Raw genomic sequence first — 21,892 nt, 5'->3', positions numbered from 1 at the left:
TCCCCTTTATGAGCCAAACATTCATCGCTACATTTCAACAAATTTACGCCCATAAACCGGACGGTCTGGCCAGTGCGCCGGGCCGGGTCAACCTGATTGGTGAATTCACCGACTACAACCTTGGCTATGTATTTCCGGCTGCATTAAATTTTCGCACCCAGGTGCTGTTCCGCGCCCGCACAGACCAGCAGATTGTGGTGCATTCGCAAAATTATCCCGGTGAGTCCGACAGTTTTTCGCTGCAAGCGCCTATTGAGCCGGGTCCGTCGCAATGGGGTAATTACATTCGCGCGATGGCTTATGTGCTGCAACAAGCCGGTTTTACTTTGTGCGGTGCCGACCTGCTGATCGACAGCGACGTACCGCAAGGTGCCGGGTTATCGTCGTCCGCTGCGCTGGAAGTGGCTATCGGCGGCGCTTTGAATCAGTTATCCGGGCTGGCATTAACACCGGCGCAAATTGCGCTGTTTGGCCAGCAGGCGGAAAACCAGTTTATGAATTGCCAGTGCGGCATTATGGATCAGATGATTTCTGCCCAGGCGACGGCCGGTCATGCGCTACTGCTCGACTGTGAGACGCTGGCGACACGGGCAGTGCCTATCCCGGCAGATTTGGCGCTGGTGATTGTGAACTCAAACTACCCGCGCAAGCTGGTCGATAGTGAATACAATGGCCGGCGGCAGGACTGTGAACAAGCGGCCGCGATCATGAAAGTGGCGACGTTGCGCGATGCAACGATGGACCTGTTGCTGCAACATCAAAACGCCATGACAGCGCAGCAGTTTAAACGGGCGCACCATGTCATCAGCGAAAATGCCCGGGTGCTGGCCACAGTCGATGCGCTGCAAAACAGCGATATGGCGCAATTGCGCCAGTTAATGCAGGCTTCGCATCAGTCGCTGCGCGATGATTTTGAAGTGACAGTGCCGGCGACTGACGGACTGGTTGAGATATGTCAGGCAGCACTTGGGGCTAATGGCGCGGTGCGGATGACCGGCGGTGGTTTTGGCGGCGCAATTATCTGCCTCTGTGCAGAGCAGGACGTGGCGCTGGTGGAGCAAGCCGTAGCGGCGCATTATCAGGCGCGTTTTGGTTTAACAGCAGATGTTTATATCTGTCAGGCCGGTACCGGCCTGACTGTGCAGGTGTTCAGTTAGAACCACTTTTAACACGTTCAGCGCTGCGGTCTGCGGCCCGGTATCAATCAAATAACAGGAGTTGTTATGTTGTCAGTGTCTATCCGGTTTGCCTTGTTGTGCAGTTTACTTGGCAGTTCCGCATTACAAGCCGCGGAACAGTTATATCAGCCCATTCCGGCTGATGCCGCACCGGCACTGAGCCAGCCCGGCAAGTTTCAGGTCGGCGTCAGAACAGTAAAGATTGAGGTGCCGGCTAGTTTGCAGATCAGTACCGGTCAGACTTACAGCAGACCTCTGACCTTAGAACTGTGGTATCCGGCCAGCGCCGGTCAGGCGCAACAGGCGGAATATCAAAATCAAACCCGCAGTGGCAAAAGCTTTAGTATCGCCGGCACCGCGTTTCGTGATGCGGCATCAGCCAGCGGCACAGGGAAGCTACCTGTCGTGGTGATTTCACATGGTTACACCGGTTATCGCAGCCTGATGTTTTATCTGGCCGAGCATTTGGCCAGTCACGGTTATATCGTTGCCGGCATTGACCACACCGATTCCACCAACGCAGAAATCGACTTTGCCAAAGCACCTTTTGCTGGATTTTTCAGTACTTTATATCACCGGGCCCGCGACCAGCAGGCCACGCTGAATTACCTGATGTCGGCGCAAAGCCCGTTGGCAGCGCTGACCAACCCGGATAAAGCCGGCCTGATTGGTTATTCGATGGGGGGTTTTGGTGCTCTCAGCACTTTGGGTGCCTGTTATCAATTTCCGCAAGCGATGGTCAAGCAACTGACCGGCGCGTCGCAACCGGCGCAAATCGAAGCGCTGCGCACGCAGCTCAACAGCTGCAACGCCGGTCAAGCGAAGGCAGATCCACGCTGGCAAGCCGGTATTTTGTTTGCGCCCTGGGGTGGTCAGTATCAGCTGTTTGAGCCGCAGTCGCTGGCAAAAATCCAGACCCCACTGTTGTATGTCGCGGGCGATCAGGACGACATTTCCGGCTATCAGGGCATCACCCAGTTATTTCAGCACAGCGGCAGTAAGGCGCGTTACCTGCTGACTTATCACGGCGCCCGTCACAATATTGCGGCGCATCCGGCGCCTGTAGCCGCGCGTGGCAGTGAAGGCGATTATGGTCATTATGCCGAACCGGCCTGGGATGTTCAGCAGATCAACCGGGTCAATCAACATATGGTGTTAGCGATGCTCGATTGTCAGCTGAAACAAAAAACCGACGCCTGCCAGCTGTTGCCAAGTGGCAACAGCCGCTCAGATGAAGGCAAAGGCTGGCCCGGCTTAGCGCCGCGTTATAACACCGGCATGTCGTGGCAAACCGGTTCCGCTAACCAATCTGGCTCTAAATGACAGAGAGATTCTGCCACCGCCAGTGGCTGGGATAACTGATAGATAAATACATCGCCGGCGGCTGGCTGTTCTGCCAGTTGCCGGGCATTGAGGCCGAGCCGGGACGTGGTGACAAATAATAAATCGCCATGTTCACCGCCAAGCGCGACGCTGGAAGGCTGTGACACCGGTAAAGTCAGCGTCAGACAAACTTGTCCCTGCGGATTGAGCCGCACGACAGTACTGGTGCCCCAAAGCGCCGTCCAGACGTGGTCTTCTGCATCCACTGTGGCGCCATCCGGTGAGGCATTGTCAGCAAATTCAGCAAACAAACGCGGCTGACTCAGCGACGCAGGTTCGGCGCCAAATTCATATTGCCAAATCTGATGACGGGGCGAATCGGCGTGATACATGCGCCGGCCATCGAGGCTCCAGCACAGGCCATTGGAGATCTGAATGTGGCGTAAATGACACACCGCCTCACCATGGCGGTTCAGTTGATACAAAGCGCCGGCCTGAGCGGGCTGCAACGGGGTTTCGACCATAGTGCCGGCCCAAAACCGGCCCTGACGGTCAGTGCGGCCGTCGTTAAACCGGTTTCCGCGGATGTGGCGTTCCGGTTTAGCTAACCAACGCAAGGCGCCGGTATGAGGGTGAAACAGCGCAAAACCACTTTCTAACGCCAGCACCAACTGATAAGGCGCGCCCGCGGCGACATCCAGCACACCAAAACTGCCGATCCGTTCCGGCAGCGCCAGCTGGTGCGCCTGACGCAGATCTGCACTTAACCAGTGCAGCATCCCAGCTTCAATATCCACCCAGTAAAAGCGTTGCAACAGCGGATGCCATAAAGCGTTTTCTCCCAGTACATTTTGTACCGGGATGCGCTGCAGCAATCTCGTTGTGACTGAATTCATCTCAACATCCCTGAAACGTTTCAGTGCCGGAGAATAACAAGAAAACGGCGCTGAACATAGCAAGCATTGCACCAGAATCTGGCGCTTCGCACGAAAACAATGCAACCGATCCCTGCAAAAAACTGTTGCCAACCACGCATTCAGACGGCAAGCTAGGCTTTATTATATTATAAATATGATTAAGAGAATGCAGAACTATATTCTATCCATTGATCAGGGCACAACCAGCAGCAGAGCCATTCTGTTTAACCTGGAAGGCCAACCGGTTGCCAGCGAACAACAAAGCTTTACCCAGCATTATCCGCACAATGGCTGGGTTGAACATGACCCGCAGGATATCTGGCAGACCGTGCTGCATTGCAGCCGGCAAGTGCTGGCCAAGCAGCAGATCAGCCCTGCACAGGTGGTCGCTATCGGCATTACCAATCAGCGCGAAACCACCTTGGTCTGGGACAAACACACAGGCGAGCCCGTATATCAAGCCATCGTCTGGCAAGACCGCCGCACCACGGCTTATTGTGAAGCACTGCAAAGTGACGCGGTAAATGAACTGATCGCCGCCAAAACCGGCTTATTGCTGGACCCTTATTTTTCCGCCACCAAAATCCGCTGGATTTTAGATCAGGTGCCGGGCGCGGCAGAACGAGCGGCCGCCGGTGATTTGTTGTTTGGTACCGTCGACACTTTCCTGTTGTGGCGCTTGACTGGCGGCGCCGTGCACCGCACCGACGCGACCAATGCATCTCGGACTATGTTGTACAACATTCATCAGCACCGCTGGGACGATGAACTGCTGAGTCTGTTTGGTATTCCGGCCGCGATGTTGCCAGAAGTAATGGATTCGTCCGCCGATTTTGGTCTGACGGCCCCGGAAATTTTTGGCAAGTCGATCCCGGTCTATGGCATCGCCGGCGATCAGCAGGCCGCGCTGTTTGGTCATGCCTGTTTTGATACCGGCATGGCGAAAAGCACTTATGGCACCGGCTGTTTTTTGATGCTGAATACCGGCGACAAAGCCCTCAGATCCGAAAACCGCCTGCTGACCACTATCGCCTATCAGCTGAACGGCAAAGCCACTTATGCCATCGAGGGCAGCATTTTTATGGCCGGCGCGACCATGCAATGGATAGTCGAAGGCCTGAAACTGCTGCGCCACGCCGGTGAAAGTGAGGCGATGGTCAAAGATGTTCCGCTCGACCATGGCGTGTTTCTGGTGCCCTCTTTTACCGGTCTCGGCGCGCCGTACTGGGACCCGAATGCACGGGGTGCGATTCTGGGCCTGACGCGGGATTCCGGCATTAGCTCCATCGTAGCGGCAGCGTTGCAATCGGTCGGCTATCAAACCAAAGATCTGCAAAAAGCGATGGAACGTGACGGCATCCGGCCCAATGTGCTGCGGGTCGACGGCGGCATGGTGAAAAACAACTGGGTGCTGAGTTTCCTCGCCGACATTCTCGGTGCCGTGGTCGAGCGGCCACAAATCACCGAAACCACTGCGCTTGGCGTGGCTTATCTGGCCGGCTTACAAGCGGGTATTTACCAATCAACCGGGCAACTAGCCAGCATGTGGCACTGTGAACGACGCTTCCAGCCGTCGATTTGCGCCGAGCAGCGCAATCATTTGTACCATCAATGGCTACATGCCGTGGCTAAAGTGCGGCTCTAAGCCGCACTGCTGATTTTTCTAAACTAATCCGAGCAGTTAAACCAATCTGATGCCTTGCGGGCCGCGTACTGACTGTTTATTATGGTATTTATCTTATAAATAAGAAAAGTGATGATGAACAACAATCTCAGCGCAGAAACTTACGACCTGCTGGTCATCGGTGGTGGCATTAACGGTTGCGGCATAGCGGCGGATGCCGCCAGCCGGGGCCTCAAAGTGCTGCTGTGCGAACAGCAGGACCTGGCCGCCGCGACGTCCTCGAACAGCAGCAAACTGATCCATGGTGGCCTGCGTTATCTGGAACATTATGAATTCCGTCTGGTACGTGAAGCGCTGGCCGAGCGCGAAGTGCTGTTAAAAGTCGCGCCGCATATCATCTGGCCACTGCGCTTTCGCTTGCCACACCAGCCGCACTTACGGCCGGCGCTGCTGATCCGGCTTGGTTTGTTTTTATACGACCATCTGGCACGCCGCGTCACTTTGCCAGCATCAACCGGCATCCGTTTTGGTGCCACCGACCCGCTGGTGAGCACTATCCAACGTGGGTTTGAATACTCCGATGCCTGGGTCGATGATTCCCGCCTGGTGGTGCTGAACGCAATGGCAGCCCGGCAACATGGCGCGACGGTGCTGACACGCAGCCGTTGTCAGTCGGTGAGCCGGCAGGGCAAGCTGTGGCAAGTGGAGTTGTCCGAGCAGTGCGGTGGGCAGTGCAGCGGGCAGATCAGCCAGTATCAGGCGCGCGCAGTGGTCAACGCCGCCGGTCCCTGGGTCGCCAGTTTATTTGAACAGACCATCCCGGGGCCGACGCCGCAAAAAATCCGCCTGGTTAAAGGCAGCCATATCGTCGTGCCCAAACTGCACAATGACCCACAGGCTTATATCCTGCAAAACGTCGACCAGCGCATTGTATTTGTTATTCCGTATGAAGATGACTTCAGCCTGATTGGTACCACAGACGTGGACTATCAGGGCGATCCGGCCCTGGTCGCCATCAGCGACGCCGAAACTGAGTATCTGCTGCAAATCAGCAACAGTTATTTCCGCCAGCAGCTGACCCGGCAGGATATCCGCCACAGTTATGCCGGCGTGCGGCCTTTGTTGGATGATGAAGCGGACAGCGCACAGGCTGTGACCCGCGATTACAAGCTGGAATGGGACGCGCCGGCAGACGCCGCACCGCTGCTGTCGGTGTTTGGTGGCAAAATTACCACCTACCGTAAACTAGCTCAGGCCGCGGTGGACAAGCTCGCCAGCGTCTTTCCACAGATCGGCCCCTGCGTCACGGCACAACAACCGTTGCCGGGCGGCGATTTTGCCACTCAGGCCCACTTGCTGCGGGAACTCAGCCAAAGCCATAGTTATGTGCCGGCCGCAGTGCTGCAGCGATATGTCCGCAGTTATGGCACTCTGAGCCATCAGCTGCTGGTTGGCTGTCATAGTTTGGCGGATTTAGGCGAAGATTTTGGTCATGGTTTGTATCAGGCCGAAGTCAGTTATCTGCTGAACTACGAATGGGCGCAGACTGCAGCCGATATTTTGTGGCGGCGCAGCAAACTCGGACTGCGACTGGATCAGGCGCAACAACAACGCTTAGCGGATTTTATCGAAAGACGCCGTCAACAGGGCAAAGTGGCCTGACTATTTCGGGCTAAAGCTATCAGGCCAAAGCCTGCGGGCCAGGGTCGGGCAGACAAAGTGAGGTCTTAACCGCTGACCGCAGAGTCGGCCTGACAGCTGCCGGATTTGGCCACTGGACTGGCAACAATGCCGGCACCACGCTGCTCGCGGGCCAACCAGCCAAAACCAGCCAAAGTCGCATTGGTAATATCAAAAGTCTGCACATGAAAACCGGCCAGCTGTAAGGCTTCGCGGTAACAAAAATTCAGTCGTGGATTGCCGGCCAACACCACGTCACAATCGGCGCTGGCGCAAGGTTCATTCAGCCGCCAGCCGCACACATCGGCGCCAACCAGCAAACCAGACAGATAAGCACTAGCCTGAGCCGGGCTCAGTCCGCTAAAGAGTTGGCCGGTGCGCACGGTAAACAGCTGATGCAGCCAATGCTGGCCGGCCGTACCCTGCATCTGCTGACAGCCACGGATAAAGCTGTCGTTACAAAACTCATCAGCGTTTTCTGCCTGTTGCAGCAAGACGCTGTGCTGTGTCAGCAACGCATAGAGTTCGCCGGTCATACTGGTGCGAAAATGCCTGATCTGCCCGTCTTCCAGCCAGACCCATTTGGTGTGTGTGCCGGGCAAACACACCAGCCGCCGGCCGCTTTGCAGCTCCGGCGCCAGTTGCAACAGCCCAAGCAGCTGCACTTCTTCGCCCCGCATCACATCGTCGCCGCCTTCCGGCAACGCACAACGTAAGCCGGTTGAGAGCCACAACGCCATATCCGGACATTGTCCTTGCACCAACGCCGGTAATAAGGCTTGTGGCACACAGGGCGTTGGCAAATAACGGGTTTGATACCAGCCTAAGGATGAAGTGATGTGGCCAGCCATATAAACCTGCAGTGTCGGATCCTGCCGTAACCAGTCACCGACAGCCGCCAATAAGGTCTGACGGAATTGTCCGCGCGCTGCGGCTACACCGGGGCCGCTGGCACTCGCCAGCACCTGCGGCAACACAACGCCGGGCTGGCATAAAAAGGCTTTTAACTGGCTGGCGCCCCAGTCGATGGCAATGAAAGCTGGTTCAGTCACTGAGACTAATCCCACCGTCAATTTGGATCGCTTGCCCGGTGATCATCACGCTTTGCTCCGACGCCAGAAATAACGCCAGATTGGCGACATCTTCCGGCTGGATAAACCGTTTCAGCGCGCTGTCTTCAAGCCAGCGTTGTTGCTGCTCAGGCGTGAACCAGCTATTGAGTTGACGCTCAGTGCGGACCCAGCCCGGCAACACCGCATTGACCCGCACACCATGGGCGCCGGCCTCGCGTGCCAGGGCCTTGGTCAGGCCGATCAGACCGGCTTTGGCCGTCACATAGCCCGCCATATCAACCTTGCCGGTCACCGCGACTACCGAGCTGAAGTTAATCACCGAAGCAGAGGCCTGCTGCTGTAAAAACGGCAAAGCCACCTGAGTGGCAAAAAATGCTGCATCCAGATTCACCGCATGGCATTGCCGCCAGTTTGCCGGCGTTACCTGCGCGGTTGGCATGCGCTGATCATTGGCGACATTATTGACCAGCACATCAAGCCGGCCAAAACGCTGCGCCGCTGCGTCAATCGCTTGCTGCAACGCCTGCACGTCTGTAACGTCGACCGCCGCAAAGCTCGCGCGCTCAGCCGGCAGCTCAGCCTGCAGTTCAGCAAGTAACGCTGCACCAGCTTCAGCATTTAAATCAATAAAAGCGACATAGCAGCCCTGCTGCACAAAAGTGCGCACCATAGTCGCGCCAATGCCGGTCGCGCCGCCGGTGATAAATACGGCTTTATCGCGTAAACAAGAATACAGAGCTGTCATGCTAATGTGTTTTATCTGAAATTCAGCCAATCGGGAAGTCGCACGCGGCACAGGCCAGAACAGACAAAAGCCAGGATTGCAGCGGCTACCAGAAACAATGCAAAAAGTTATATCACAGTCTGGTGTATTTTAATATGATATATCCCACATAGCCGGACGGACCATACCGATGAAAAACGAACCTATTCAAAACCTGACCCATCAACTGACACACGACCTGGGTTTGGCCATCGTTCAGGGCGTTTACCCGGTCGGCAGCGGCATGCCATCGGAAGCCGAACTCTGCATCCGGCACAATGTCAGCCGCAGCGCGACGCGCGAAGCGGTGAAAATGTTATCCGCCAAAGGCTTACTGACCTCCAGGCCGAAACAGGGCATCCGCGTCTTGCCAGAAAGCAACTGGAACATGTTTGATACCGACGTGCTGCGCTGGATCTTAAGCAGTAAACCATCGTTGTCATTGCTGCTCGAATTCACTCAGGTCCGCGTCGTGCTGGAACCTCAGGCTGCCGCGCTGGCCGCCACTTCCGCATCCGACGCGCAAATCCGCGACATCGAAAAAGCCTTAAAACGCATGGCCGACGCCGACGAGGGCCTGGACGACCCGCTGGACGCCGACATCGCCTTTCACAGTGCCGTGCTGGCCGCCAGCAACAACAGATTTCTGCTGCAATTAACCGAATTTATCAGTACCGCACTGCGCGTCAGTATCCGCTACACCAACCGGATCAAAGGCGTGCCCGGCGCCGACGTGCAAAAACATGGCGACATCCTGCGCGCTATTCAGGCGCGTGACCCGAAACAAGCGCGCCATACCGTCGAAGTGTTGCTGGAAGAAGCTATCCAGCTGATTGAATCCAAGCTCGAATAATCTTCACCACGCTTTATTAAATCAGCCCGCTGCAGCGGGCTTTTTTATTGGCTGGCAACCGCGCGGCGGTTTAGCCGCCTTGCTGTTCCAGCACAAAAATCAGCGAAGTTTGCGGATGCAAAATCGGCATCTGCATACCAAACCGCATCAGGGCATCACCACTGAAAATTTCTCCGGGCACCACTTGCAGCACCGATGGCGAATATTCTTTCAGCTGCGACGGCCACGCCAGTGTCAGGCGGTACTGTGCCTGAGGATTCAGGCCGGCAAACCGCAGCCGTGGCGGCATAGTGCGGGCGGTTTCCTTCACCGAGTTATAGGCAAAAATCGCCCGCGACTGGTCCGGTGCCACCAAGCCAAAGTTGATGCTGTCACCGTCAGAATCCAGCCGCTGCAACAAGGCACTGCGTAAAAAGCTGCGCTCGGCTTTGTAAAACGCGATGGCCTGGCTCAGCGTTTGCGCTTCGGCGTCGGTCAGCTCCCGCGGGTCCATTTCAATACCAAAATGACCAAACAGTGCCACAGCACAGCGCATTTCGATGCTGACGCGCCGGCCGGTAATATGGCAATCGCGTGGGCCGACATGGGCGCCCATCACATCGTTCGGCAGGAAAAACGAGCAGCCACGCTGAATATTCAGCCGGTCCAGTGCGTCGTTGGAATCTGACGTCCAAATCCGGTCGGTATGCGCCAGAATGCCATAATCAGCGCGGCCGCCACCGGAGCAGCAGCTCTCAATTTCCAGGCCCGGATGCGCTGCTTTTAAGCGGGAAATCAGCTGATACACCGCCTGCACCTGGCGATGCACCGCCGGCTTGCCATCCACCCCACCCGGATGATTCAGGTCGCGGTTCATATCCCATTTGATATAGCGGATCTGCGGGTGCTGCAGCAGCAGGCTGTGGATTTGCTGATACAGATAAGCGCTGACTTCCGGCCGGCTTAAATCCAGCACCAGCTGATTGCGAAAACGCATCTGCGGATTATTGGCAGTGCCAAGCACCCAATCCGGATGCTGGCGATATAAAGCACTGTCCGGATTGACCATTTCCGGTTCAAACCAGATCCCAAATTCCATCCCCAGCGCATTGACGTGACTGATCAGCGGGCCCAGCCCGTCCGGATACACCGCCGGGTCGACCTGCCAGTCGCCTAAACCGGCAAAATCACCGCGCCGGCCCATAAACCAACCATCGTCGAGCACAAACCGTTCCACGCCCAGCGTCGCGACCCGGCTGGCCAGCTGCATCAAGGTGTCGGTGTCATGATTAAAATAAATGCCTTCCCAGGTGTTGTAGTGCACAGGCCGGGCTTTTTGCTGCTGCGCCGGACTCAATAGCCGGCTACGCACAAACTGGTGAAACTGTTGCGATAACTGGCTAAAGCCTTCAGCGGCATAACTAAAATACAACTGCGGGCTTTGGTAACTGTCGCCGGCGCTAAGCACCACTTCGCCCGGCAACAACAATTCGCCAAACTGCACATAACTGCGGCCTTCCGAAGTCAGCTCTGCGCGCAGACTGTGGTTGCCGCTCCAGCCCAGATGAAAGCCATAGACTTCACCGCTTTGCTCTGTGGTCGTCGCACTGTGCACCAGCAAGGCCGGATAAGTGTCGTGCGAGGTTTTGCCTTTGCGGTTCTGCCGGACAAAGCTTCCCAGCGCCAGCGACTGACGCCGGCGCTGAAATTCATTCGACCAGCGGCCTTCAAAGCTGGTCAGTTCCTGCAGATGATCCGGTAATAACAAGGTGCCGGCCGCGCACCACTGTAATGCTCTTGGCGCACTGCCAAGGTTTTGCACTGCCGTTTGCAGGCTCAGCACATGGCTGTGCGGGTCCAGCGTCAGCACGTGCGTCAGCTGCAGCTGGCGTTTGTTATCAACACTGACCAGACGCACTTGCTGCTGCGCATCTGCTGTTTGAGTTTGTTCGACCTCAACCAGCGTCGGGCCCACTGCCCAGCCGTCGCTGCTGTCGAATAATTCCAGCCCCGGCGCTCCGGTAAAGCCTTCAGCCGATAATGGCGTCAGGCCAATAGACGCTTCGTCGACCACGGAGTTTTTCGCTTCCTGGCGCGTGCGCAACAATGCCAGCATCTGCGGTGTCGTCGTGCTGCTCAAGCAGCTGCCAATATAAAGCAACGCCGGTGTGCGGCCACGGCAGTCGAGGATCACCGTCAGGCGGGAGCTGTCCAGACGAACAAATGAGGGTAGAGCCGGCATAACAATTCCTTCAGGGCAAAAAGAAAGCAAAGATAGCGTACATTAAACTATAGAATCGCCAACAAATACTATATATCATACAAAACAATTTTATCGCCCGCTGCAACGCAGATCAGTCATGCTGGTCTGGCCATGGCCGCCACGCTGCTGATGGGCACCGCGCAGCAACTATCTGGCAGGAGCATATGATGTTAGGAATCTGTTATTACCCGGAACATTGGCCGGAATCCATCTGGGCGCAGGATGCGGCAGAAATGTACGGTCTTGGCATTCGTTATGTGCGGATCGCCGAATTTGCCTGGTCCCGGCTGGAACCAAGCCCGGGCCAATACCGTTTTGACTGGCTGGACCGCGCCATCAGCACTTTAGCCGACGCCGGTTTAAAAGTGGTGATGTGTACACCAACCGCCACGCCGCCGAAATGGTTAATTGATATGTATCCGTCGATTTTGCCGGTTGACGTCAAAACCGGCCACAGCCGCGGTTTTGGTTCCCGCCGTCATTATGATTTCTCCAGCCCGGATTATTTCCGCGAAGCGATGCGCATCTCCACAGTACTGGCCGAACGTTATGGCGCGCATCCGGCGGTCGTTGGCTGGCAAACCGACAACGAGCTGGCCTGCCACGACACCACGCACAGTGGTTCCGATGCCGCACTCACGGCGTTTCGCGCCTGGTGCCAGCAGCATTATGCCGACATCGACGCGCTGAACAGTGCCTGGGGCAATGTGTTCTGGTCAATGGAATATCGTCATTTTGGTGAAATCGAACTACCTATTCTGGCCGTCACCGAAACCAACCCGGCCCATCAGCTGGCGTATCGCCGCTTCAGCTCTGATCAGGTGGTGCGCTTTCATGACGAGATGGTGCGGATCATTCGCGCCCATGCGCCGGGCCGTTTTGTCACGCACAACTTTATTCCGATGGTCGACACCCAGACCGACAACTATGCACTGGCGAAGCCGCTGGATTTTGCCAGCTTCGACAACTACCCGCTTGGCCGCTCAGATTTGTTTTTTGCCAAGCGCGGCGCGGCGATGTTTAAACCTTATATGCGCACCGGCCACCCGGATTTTTCCAGCTATTACTTTGACCAGACGCGTGGCCTGACCGGCAAACACTTCTGGATCATGGAGCAACAACCGGGCCCGGTGAACTGGGCCAAACACAATCCACGACCAGAGCCTGGCATGGTGCGGCTGTGGTCCTGGGTGTCTTTTGCCCACGGCGCCGATGTGGTCAGTTATTTCCGCTGGCGCCAGGCACCTTTTGCCCAGGAACAAATGCATGCCGGCCTCAAACGCATCGACAATTCCAAAGCCGCGGCCTGGCCGGAAATCGAGCAGCTGGTGCGTGAACTGGCGCTGTGCCCGGATTTGCTGCAACAACAAGTCAAAGCCAGCGTGGCAATGGTCAGCACCACCGAAAACCAGTGGGTCTGTGAAATTGAACGTCAGGGCGATAGCTTTAATCAGCAGGAAGTTGAATTTGCCTGGTATTCGGCGCTGCGCCAGCTTGGCGTGGATGTCGATTTTGTCTCACCGGAGCAGGATTTAACCGGTTACAAACTGGTGCTGGTGCCTTGTATGCCAGTGGTTCGGCCTGAGTTTGCCCAGCGTTGCAAGGACAGCGGCGCCTGGCTGGTATTTGGCCCACGTACCGGCAGCAAAACCACTGAATTCCAGCTGGTGCCGCAATTAGCGCCGGGTTTGTTACAGGCGCTGATCCCGGTCAAAGTGCTGTCCGTGGAAACTATCCGGCCCGACTGCGCCGAGCCGCTGTTTATCGGCCAAAAACAATATCAGAGCCAGTGCTGGCGCGAAGAGCTGGAAGTGCCGCCATCTTGCCAGGTGCTGGCGCATTATCACGATGGTCTGCCGGCCGTCGCACAGCATCAACGCGCGGTTTATGTCGCCACCGTCAGCTGTGACGACTTCCTCAAAGCCTTGTTTGCCGATGTGCTGAAACAGGCCGGCGTCGAGACTGTGGTGCTACCCCACGATGTGCGTCTGGCACGCCGGGGCGGCTTAACCTTCCTGTTTAATTACAGCGCCAAACCCTGCAAAGTTGCGGCACCGGCGAGCGCGCAATGGCTGCTCGGCAGCGCCACACTGGACGGCTACGGCGTCGCGATTTATCGCTGACGCTGTCGCGAGCACAGCAAAACCGGCGCCTGAGCGCCGGTTTTTTTTCGCGGGTCCGTTGTTAAAAGTGGGCAATCATGCCAACAAAAGCACCTTTAAATGCAAGGTCGGTATATAGACTGTTTAAATTGTCGAACGCCATGTTCACGACCCGATAACCGAAGGTCACCTGCATCAGTTTGTGCAGATCGTAACTGAAGCCCAGTTGATAATCCGCCAATCGATGGTCATTGAGCAACGAGACATCCGCTTGAGCAAATAGATTTAACTGTGTAAGCGGCAAGCCAATGTTCGTGGCAACAAACAACATCGGATTGATGTCGTCCGTTTTTATTGTCCCACTGGAAATCGCATTATTTCCCGTGCCTGTACAAGGACTGTCAGGCGAAGGGTTAGGGTCATTACAAGTATCATCAGAACTTTTTGTAGTCCCGGCGACCGTCACATTCCCATTCAAATCTCTCGCGCTGAAGCCCAACTCAAAGGAAAAGTCTTCGCTATCAAACAATGCATAATACAAGGTGTAATCGATATAACTGACGTCAAAGCTGGCATCGACTGTAGCCGCAACAGAAAAGGTTTTGTCGCTGAAGCCAAACTGTTGCGTCAACGTGGTTTGACCTGAAGTATCCAGTTGGGTCGTGGAAATACGCAGATGAGGCAGCGCAGCAATCGGGTGTTTAAGGTCAATAAAGTAGTTGATTTGCTGTTGTTTTTTTAAATTAAAATCAACGCGCGTATGTTCTGCTCCCAAAACACCACTTGGGCCAGATTGCCAGATTTGGCCGCCGAGATATAAACCAACATCATCTCTGGAAGTTGGAGCATAAGTAAATTGTGCCGATGTGGGTGCGCTAAAAGTCAAAAATGCAGCAAGCGTCACTGCAAAAACCGTTTTTACCATTTGTAACTGTCCTTGTTTATAAATTGCCACGCGCGGTCTTTGATCTATTCACTATCGTTTGTATCACCGCAAAAACCACAGACAAGCAGTCAATGCATCGTAACTTTAAGTGCAACTTAAGTTAACAAAATACCAAATAATGAAGTAGTTAGCCCACAGTAGTGCTGTAGAGGAGTGTGCGCTCAGGAAACGCCGCTTGCGTTCAGGCTGTTTGGTGCAGCGACGGGTATCAAAGGTGCAATTCAATTCGCTTCTCTTTTTGCACCCTACAATCGGGCCACGGGCTCGCAGAGTGGGTGTCGCCAAAGTCCGCAACTGGCACTGAACTGCTCGTGGATAGTGAATCAGCAGGCGGCCATCGACGGCGCCATAAAAAAAGCCGGCCGAAGCCGGCTAACGGAGCCATCCGCCTACGTCGATGCAGGCAGTTCCAGGGTTTTGCCGGCCCAGCGGTGTTGCTTGCCGAAGATAAATCTGTTGCTGAGAAGGGCCACCGCCACACAGCTGAACAGCGTCACTGCCATCAGATGGATGTAGTGCACAGTGCTGTAGAATGGTGAGAATTCAAAGGTCAGGCTGCCGTAGAACAACACACCAAAAATCACGGCGATAATGGCCGCCCGCGCATCAACATCTTTAAACAGCAGACCAACGATAAAAATCGACAGAATAGGCATGCTGAGCAGGCCGTTTAACTGTTGTAGTAAATTGATGATGCTGTCGGCCTGCTGATACACCGGCACTAAAATCAGCGTCAGGGCGCTTAATAACAATGTCACCCAGGCGCTTAACTTTCTGACATCCGCTTTTTCACTGACATAAGCTTCGTGAATATCACAGACATACAGTGCAGTGGCTGAATTCAGCAGGCTGTTGTAGGTCGACAATACTGCAGCGGCCATGGCTGCCGCGAATAAACCAATCAGCACCGGCGGCAACAGGTCACCGACCAGACGACCATAAGCGCTGTCGCCGATATCGCCATAGAGTTTGTACGACACAATGCCCGGTAATACCACAATAGCCGGCACAATCAGAAAACGAATTAAAGCCGCGGCATACACGCCTTTTTGCGCTTCTTCCATGGTTGGAGCCGCCATTGCGCGCTGCGTAATGGTTTGGTTGGTGCCCCAATAATACATCTGGATAAAAATCATCCCGGTCAGCAAGGTTGGCCATGGCACCGGCGAGCTTTCATCGCCGATTAAGGTCAGCCGCTCGGCCGGAATCCCGCTGAAGTCAAAATTAATGGCACACAGCGCGAGGAAGGTGATCAGTAACGCCATGCCCAGCACCAGCACGCCGTTATAGGTATCAGAAACAGCTACCGCGCGCAGGCCGCCGAAAAAGGCATAAGCTGCGCCCACTAAGGCAAACACCGCGGCAATTTGGATCAGCGGAATATCCACTTTAAACATGGTCTGCATCAGTAAGGCGCCGGAGTAAATCACCGCTGGCATATAAATCAACGCGTTGCCGAGGAAAAACAAGCCGCCAATCACCGCGCGGATATGTTTGTTGTGATAACGCCGTTCCAACAACTCAGTGGTGGTGGTGCAACCATAGCGGTAGTACACCGGAATAAACACTTTTGCCAGAATGATCAGGCCGATGATGGCGGAGAATTCCCAGACCGCCAGCAGCGCCATCTGGTTACCGTTCATGCCGACCAGCTGGTCAGTACTTAAGTTGGTCAGCGTGATAGAACCCGCGACAAACACCCAACTGAGGCCGCTGCCGGCCAGAAAATACTCTCGGTTCTGCGAGCCGCTACGGTCTGATTTGCCGCGGCATTTCAGGTAGGTCAACAACCCTATCAGTGCAGACACCAACACAAAGACCGCAGTCTGCAACACACTATCTGACATAACATCTCTCCGGGAAAACTCGCAAAAAATACCGGCCAGCAGGCGCGGTATCACATAAATCCACTATCGCGGTCGATTTCGATTTTTAGCTGCTGAATTCGCTGGAAACCGGGGTGGCCAAGCGCTGCTTTTTGATTGTGACGCTGGATCAGCCGGTTCAGCTGCAACAACGAATTGAGCAGACTCTGCGCCAGTTGCAGGCTGCCGCTTTGCTGCAGCGTTTTTAACGTGGTGGCATCGAGGCTATGCAACTGGTCTTCATCGATGGTCATCAGGCCACGGATGCGCTGCAATTCGCCTTGTTCCGGCTGTAATTGCAGTTCAATAGCCCTCAGTAACTTCAGCGCCTGTAATTGCTGCAGACACAGATACGTGCGCCGTTCTTGCTCATACAGCTCCTGCGCACTGTGCATCAGCCGCTGTGCGCTGGCATTGGCCGTACCGTCCTGCGCGAAAAGTGGCGTTGCTGCCGGTTGCAATACCTGTGGATCGGCAGCAAACGCAAACTGGCGTTGGCCATCCTGCAACAGGCAATAACAGGGGTAGGACTGCAGCACCATAGGCCGGTACACCGCATGCCAGCCCTGTGCATCCGCCAGTAAATTCTGCCCCGGTACAAAGCTGCACAGCGCAGACAGCATCAGCGTGCCATCCTCGCTGTTGCGGCTGAGCAGTACCGGGAAATCACAGACCATACTGCTGACATCGGCGACGGTCAGCGGCAATAAATGCGCGCGCGCGGCGTAGATAAAGCCTGCGTCCGGCACTACACCCAGTTGTTGCGCGGCCAGTTGCTGCAGTGTGAGAAAACGGCTCATGACAGACTCCCTTGTGGCCGACTCCCTTGTGGAATGTACCCCGGTGTCATATGCCCTGGAGCCATACTCTCTTGCGCCAGCCAGCGCTGCAGATATTCGCGATTCGATGGCAGGCTTTGCTGCAATTGCTGCGTCAATTGCTGATTACGTCGCAGAATTTGCTCCGCCTGCGCCTGTTGCCGGTACAGATGCGCCTGACGGGAAAAGTCCGGCTTAAAGCCCATGCCATACATTACATACTGGTAACTGGCGGCCGGAAACAACTCCAGCGGCCCCTGGAAATCACTGACCGCCGGGCCACGATAACGCCAGACCGCCAAATCTTCCTGCAACGACTCAGGCCAGGTGTCCTGATCCAAATGCGCCTGCCAATAAGGCTCCGGGCGTTTGGTCAACATGTAATGCAGCTTGAGGAAATCAATAATGCGCTGCCAGCGATAACGCATTTGCGTATTAAAACGTTTGGCCACGACCGGCATCAGGCTTTGATCTGCCGGCAGATTTTCCGCGACATAACGCGCCGACACTTCGACCAGCATAATGGCCGTGGCTTCCAGTGGTTCAACAAAACCGGCGGACAAACCAATGGCGACACAATTGCCCTGCCAGAAGCGTTCACGATAGCCGGTCTGATATTTGATTAAACGCGGTTCTAAATCTGCCGCTGCCGCGCCGACATAACGCCGCAAATTGGCGGCCGCCTCGTCATCACTTAAAAACTGACTGGCATAGACATGACCAGTGCCGCGCCGGTGCGACAGACCAATGTCCCAAATCCAGCCGGCATTTTGTGCGGTGGCAATGGTGTGGCTGGCAACCGGTGAGTCGGGTCTGTCGTAAGGCACCTGCAGCGCCAGCGCTCTGTTGTTAAACAGCTGATGTTCCACCGACAAAAACGGCACCTGCAGCGTTTTGCCCAGTAGCAAAGACGCCATGCCGGTGCAGTCGATATATAAATCTGCGGTGACAGGTTCCATGGCATCGTTGAGTTTTAAACCAGCAATCTGCGCATCGTCGGTCAGCAGCACTTGCTCGACGGTGGCAACGCGGTGCAACACACCGAGTTTGGTTTTGGCATGTTGTTTTAAGACGTCGGCGAACGCGCCGGCGTCGAGGTGATAGGCATAATTCAGCGGGCCCTGATACTCGCCTTCGCTGACCGGGCGCGGCGCTTTGCCGGCTTCGCATAATTCATGCTGCATATTGGACTGGCGGGCATAGTCGCGGATATCAGCCAGATAAGGCGCCACATCAAGCCGGCCGTAACCGAGCGGCACAGTAAAAGGATGATAATAAAAATCGCCGGTGCCTTCGCACCAGTTCACAAACTTGCCACCTTGTTTAAAAGCGGCATGGCAGCTGCGGAAAAAGTCCTTCTCGGACAAACCGATTTGCTGCAGGGTGTTTTTCATCGTTGGCCAGGTGCCTTCACCGACACCAATGGTCGGAATATCGGCCGATTCAATCAACGTGATTGATAACGCCGGGCCATCTGGTTGCTGATGGTAAGAGGCAATGAGTGCGGCCGCCAGCCAACCGGCGGTGCCGCCCCCCACCACCACAATATTGGTGATAGCTTGTGTCATAAGGAACCCGATTTAAACGCGAGTACAGCAGTATTGCGCGATCCTGACCACGAGCCAACAGTGAAATGACTGCAGCCCGCAATCAAAAAAGGCTGGGTCAAAAGACCCAGCCACAGGAACGGGACTTAGAATGCCCCTCGCACACCTACCGCATAGCGGGAGCCGTTATCCTCAACAGAGTAAATCTGGTTTTTGAAGCGACCGGTCTGCACCAGTTCTTCTTCGGTGATATTGATCCCTTCGAAGAACACCGTCAGATACTCGTTCACGTCGTAGCTGGCGCTGATGTCCCACTGACCAAAACGCTCAGTGTTAATCGGTTCGCCGTTAAAGCCGTTGTCGAGCTGACGCAGGAAGGCTTCACGGTTGTTAAACGCGATACGACCCTGCCAGTCACCCTGTTCGTAGAACAGGATAAAGTTCTGTGAATCGCCTAAACCTTCCAGTGCAAAACTCTGCGTGGTGTCGGCGCCAACGTTCAGGTTGCTGTCGACCACAGTCGCGTTCACCGTCACACCAAAGCCATTGTCAAACATGTGCGTCAGCGCAGCTTCATAACCGGTGATACGGGCAGACTCACCATTTTGTGGCCGGCTGACGGTATAAACTTCACTCGAGCCGTTCAGCTCTGCCGTCGTCGGCACTACACTGCTGCTACACAGCGGTGAGCTGACGCAGTTGTAAGATGGGCCGGTCCGCGCGGTCATGTTGTAAGTTTCCTGACCGGTCAGCGTCACGATAAAGTCTTCAACTTCTTTGTTGAATACCGTGAAGCTGAACATGTTGGCATCCTGATAATACCATTCGTAAGCCAGGTCCCAGTTTTCAGCACGGAACGGTTTCAGTGCCGGGTTGCCGCCGTTGGCCGTCAGGTTTTGCCGGCGCGGTTCGTTGAACGTGGTCGCTGGTGACATCTGGCCCATAGTCGGACGGGTCAGTGAATCGTAAGAGGCAAAACGTACAATCATGTCGTCCTGCACTTCCAGCTTGATATTCAGGCTTGGCAGCAGGTTGGCATATTTAGTGCCCTGATTGATGTTGGTTGCAGGGCCTAACACGTTTTGGAACAAGGTCGCATCAGCCGTCGGTACTATGTCGACCACAAAGCTTTGCACTGCCGCGACATCCACCGAAGTTTCGGCATAACGCGCACCAAGGTTCACCGTCAGCGGCATATCACCGAGGTCATACGCCAGCGTGAAGTCCATATACAGACTGGTCACGTCTTCGTTGATGGTGTAACGGTTATTCTGCAGCGTGGTGGTGATTGGATGGCCGGTATCCGCCAGATATTTCACCACAGCATCGCCGTCATAGGTGTAGAACGTATTGATCAGACCCGGGAAGAAGTTCTTCGCGGTGAATGGCTGGAATTTGATGGTATCGACCGGCGCAGGTAACGCATAGCCGCAGTAGAAGCACTGACCGCCGTAGATCTGGAAGCTGGATTTTTCCCGCTCCTGACTATAAACACCAAAGTTGGCTTTCTGGAACACGCCTTTTTCAGCAACGTATTCAAAATCAGCTTTTAATTCAGTAACTTCGTCTTCATCAGAGAATTGGTTACCTTTTTCGTTATAGTGCATCCGTGCCAGGCTGGCTGCTGGTAGCGTGCTGCCGCCAAAACCATTATGTTTCACTGTTGGCACAGAACCGGTACCGTCAAAGGCATAGCTGTTGATCATGCCGACCACGTTAAAACGGTCGCGGCCGGCGCGGTCGTTTTCAGCGTTTGACGTTGAGGCGTCAAAATTTGCTTTCAGTTGGTCGGTGATTTTCCACTCGACATTCAGACCAAAGGCATTGGTGCTGATATCGCGTGAGTTGCGGGTGTGTGACACAAAATCCGTCGCTGGGTCGCCGCTGCCCTGATGCAGGCCGACATCTTGCGAGAAGGTTAATAAAGTGCCGGTGGTTGGGTCGATAGTCGCGCTGCCGACGCGGTCCGGTTCAAACCAGGACGCTAAATCTGTGACCGTTGAATCCACTTCAAAGCGGGACACCAAACCATCCATCGTCACAGTGACATCTTCTGACGGTGCATATTGCAGCACCAGACTGGCGTTGTCGCGGGTCCGTTCCTGCTGGTCAATAATCTGGTCCCAGTTGCGTGGGATATATGCATTGGTAAACAACACGCCATCGCGTTTGTTGGAAATAGTCTGACCGCCGCGCCAGCCGGCGGTGGCGATTTGGTTGATCTGCACATCACGTTTCTGATGGCTGATAGCCAATAAAGCACCAAATTTGTCATCCCAGTTACGGGTCAATAATAAAGAAGCTGCTGGTGAGGTTTTTTCAGACAGGCTTTCGTACATGCCTTTAACAGAACCGGCCACGCGGAAATCGTCATAATCAAACGGCCGTGCGGTTTTCACGTTGATAGTACCGCCGATGCCGCCTTCCTGCAGGCGGGCGCTGTTACTTTTGAAGACGTCAGCGCCGGTGATTTGATCGGCAGCCAGAATGTCGAAGTTAAACTCACGGCCATTGCTGTCGGTCGCGATCTGACGGTTATTGACTAACACGGTGTTGAACTGCGGGCCAAAACCACGAATGGTCACCGCCTGACCTTCACCACCGCTGCGGTCAATCGACACGCCGGTGATGCGTTGCAGCGATTCCGCCACGTTCAAATCCGGAAACTTGCCTAAGTCTTCTGCTGCGATACCGTCTGACACCAAACTGGATTCTTTTTTGTCCTGCATCGACGCTTTCAGACTACTGCGGATGCCGCGGACTTCGATCACTTCAACTTCAGTTTGCTGGGCTTTGGCAGCATCTGCCGTGGTGGTTTGTGCCGCTACCGAATAGGTGCTGAGCACACCGGCTACGGCGAGGCAAACCGCCGAATGTTTAAATGCGAATGGATTCGCTCTGGTCATCTTCGAACTCCCCTGTCTTTGTGTTGTGTTTTTAAAGAAAACTTCTTATTAGAAT

15 protein-coding genes are annotated in these 21,892 nt (G+C 55.0%); 6 read left to right on the top strand and 9 right to left on the bottom strand.

The window, feature by feature from the left end; all coding sequences use genetic code 11:
- Positions 1 to 8 precede the first annotated feature (8 nt).
- On the top strand, positions 9 to 1,157 hold the full coding sequence (gene galK, locus Q399_RS0109535) for a galactokinase (protein ID WP_031568115.1): 1,149 nt from the start codon (positions 9 to 11) through the stop codon (positions 1,155 to 1,157).
- A gap of 66 nt (positions 1,158 to 1,223) precedes the next feature.
- Positions 1,224 to 2,501: an alpha/beta hydrolase family protein gene (locus Q399_RS0109530; RefSeq protein WP_031568114.1), complete on the top strand. Its 1,278-nt coding sequence runs from the start codon at positions 1,224 to 1,226 to the stop codon at positions 2,499 to 2,501.
- Here Q399_RS0109530 and Q399_RS0109525 read toward each other — a convergent pair.
- Positions 2,444 to 3,397, bottom strand: coding sequence for an SMP-30/gluconolactonase/LRE family protein (locus tag Q399_RS0109525; RefSeq protein ID WP_051685871.1), 954 nt, complete (start codon positions 3,395 to 3,397; stop codon positions 2,444 to 2,446). The two genes, Q399_RS0109530 and Q399_RS0109525, sit on opposite strands and share 58 nt — an antisense overlap.
- A 187-nt stretch (positions 3,398 to 3,584) precedes the next feature.
- Between Q399_RS0109525 and glpK the strand changes: the two genes are divergently transcribed.
- Together glpK and glpD are read left to right on the top strand one after the other, a co-directional pair.
- Entirely contained in the window at positions 3,585 to 5,063 is a 1,479-nt protein-coding gene (glpK, locus tag Q399_RS0109520) for a glycerol kinase GlpK (RefSeq protein WP_031568112.1), read from the top strand.
- Between the two features lie 111 nt (positions 5,064 to 5,174).
- Positions 5,175 to 6,704 (top strand): glycerol-3-phosphate dehydrogenase, encoded by a 1,530-nt coding sequence (glpD, locus tag Q399_RS0109515; protein ID WP_031568110.1) that lies wholly within the window; start codon positions 5,175 to 5,177, stop codon positions 6,702 to 6,704.
- A 65-nt stretch (positions 6,705 to 6,769) separates the two neighbouring features.
- Here the strand turns inward: glpD and Q399_RS0109510 are convergent, their stop codons facing one another.
- Both Q399_RS0109510 and Q399_RS0109505 read right to left on the bottom strand, forming a co-directional pair.
- On the bottom strand, positions 6,770 to 7,774 hold the full coding sequence (locus Q399_RS0109510) for a 2-dehydro-3-deoxygalactonokinase (RefSeq protein ID WP_051685869.1): 1,005 nt from the start codon (positions 7,772 to 7,774) through the stop codon (positions 6,770 to 6,772).
- The gene (locus Q399_RS0109505) at positions 7,767 to 8,540 is read right to left on the bottom strand and encodes an SDR family NAD(P)-dependent oxidoreductase (RefSeq protein ID WP_037045973.1); all 774 of its coding nucleotides are present in this window, start codon (positions 8,538 to 8,540) and stop codon (positions 7,767 to 7,769) included. The genes Q399_RS0109510 and Q399_RS0109505 overlap by 8 nt, the downstream gene beginning before the upstream one ends.
- A 169-nt stretch (positions 8,541 to 8,709) precedes the next feature.
- Between Q399_RS0109505 and Q399_RS0109500 the strand changes: the two genes are divergently transcribed.
- Positions 8,710 to 9,411, top strand: coding sequence for a FadR/GntR family transcriptional regulator (locus tag Q399_RS0109500; RefSeq protein WP_031568107.1), 702 nt, complete (start codon positions 8,710 to 8,712; stop codon positions 9,409 to 9,411).
- Positions 9,412 to 9,481: 70 nt separating this feature from the next.
- On the opposite strand, the gene Q399_RS0109495 is transcribed toward Q399_RS0109500, so the two are convergent.
- Complete coding sequence (locus tag Q399_RS0109495) at positions 9,482 to 11,632, bottom strand: alpha-galactosidase (RefSeq protein WP_031568106.1); 2,151 nt, start codon at positions 11,630 to 11,632, stop codon at positions 9,482 to 9,484.
- Between the two features lie 188 nt (positions 11,633 to 11,820).
- On the opposite strand from Q399_RS0109495, the gene Q399_RS0109490 reads away from it, so the two are divergent.
- A complete protein-coding gene (locus tag Q399_RS0109490; RefSeq protein ID WP_211253265.1) occupies positions 11,821 to 13,776 on the top strand; it encodes a beta-galactosidase in 1,956 nt (651 codons plus the stop codon).
- Positions 13,777 to 13,837: 61 nt separating this feature from the next.
- Here the strand turns inward: Q399_RS0109490 and Q399_RS21475 are convergent, their stop codons facing one another.
- The 5 genes from Q399_RS21475 to Q399_RS0109465 form a co-directional block, all read right to left on the bottom strand.
- The gene (locus Q399_RS21475; RefSeq protein WP_031568104.1) at positions 13,838 to 14,680 is read right to left on the bottom strand and encodes a porin family protein; all 843 of its coding nucleotides are present in this window, start codon (positions 14,678 to 14,680) and stop codon (positions 13,838 to 13,840) included.
- A gap of 410 nt (positions 14,681 to 15,090) precedes the next feature.
- A complete protein-coding gene (locus tag Q399_RS0109480; protein WP_031568103.1) occupies positions 15,091 to 16,548 on the bottom strand; it encodes an SLC5 family protein in 1,458 nt (485 codons plus the stop codon).
- Between the two features lie 50 nt (positions 16,549 to 16,598).
- Positions 16,599 to 17,366: a SapC family protein gene (locus Q399_RS0109475; protein WP_031568102.1), complete on the bottom strand. Its 768-nt coding sequence runs from the start codon at positions 17,364 to 17,366 to the stop codon at positions 16,599 to 16,601.
- Positions 17,363 to 18,952 (bottom strand): tryptophan halogenase family protein, encoded by a 1,590-nt coding sequence (locus Q399_RS0109470; RefSeq protein ID WP_084164236.1) that lies wholly within the window; start codon positions 18,950 to 18,952, stop codon positions 17,363 to 17,365. The genes Q399_RS0109475 and Q399_RS0109470 overlap by 4 nt, the downstream gene beginning before the upstream one ends.
- Positions 18,953 to 19,077: 125 nt before the next feature.
- Positions 19,078 to 21,837 carry a TonB-dependent receptor gene (locus Q399_RS0109465; RefSeq protein WP_031568100.1) on the bottom strand — a complete coding sequence of 920 codons (2,760 nt, stop codon included), beginning with the start codon at positions 21,835 to 21,837 and terminating at the stop codon, positions 19,078 to 19,080.
- Positions 21,838 to 21,892 lie beyond the last annotated feature (55 nt).

The organism is Rheinheimera texasensis DSM 17496 (assembly GCF_000711985.1).
Classification (GTDB): Bacteria; Pseudomonadota; Gammaproteobacteria; order Enterobacterales; family Alteromonadaceae; genus Pararheinheimera; species Pararheinheimera texasensis.
This window is presented reverse-complemented; position numbering and strand designations above follow the sequence as displayed.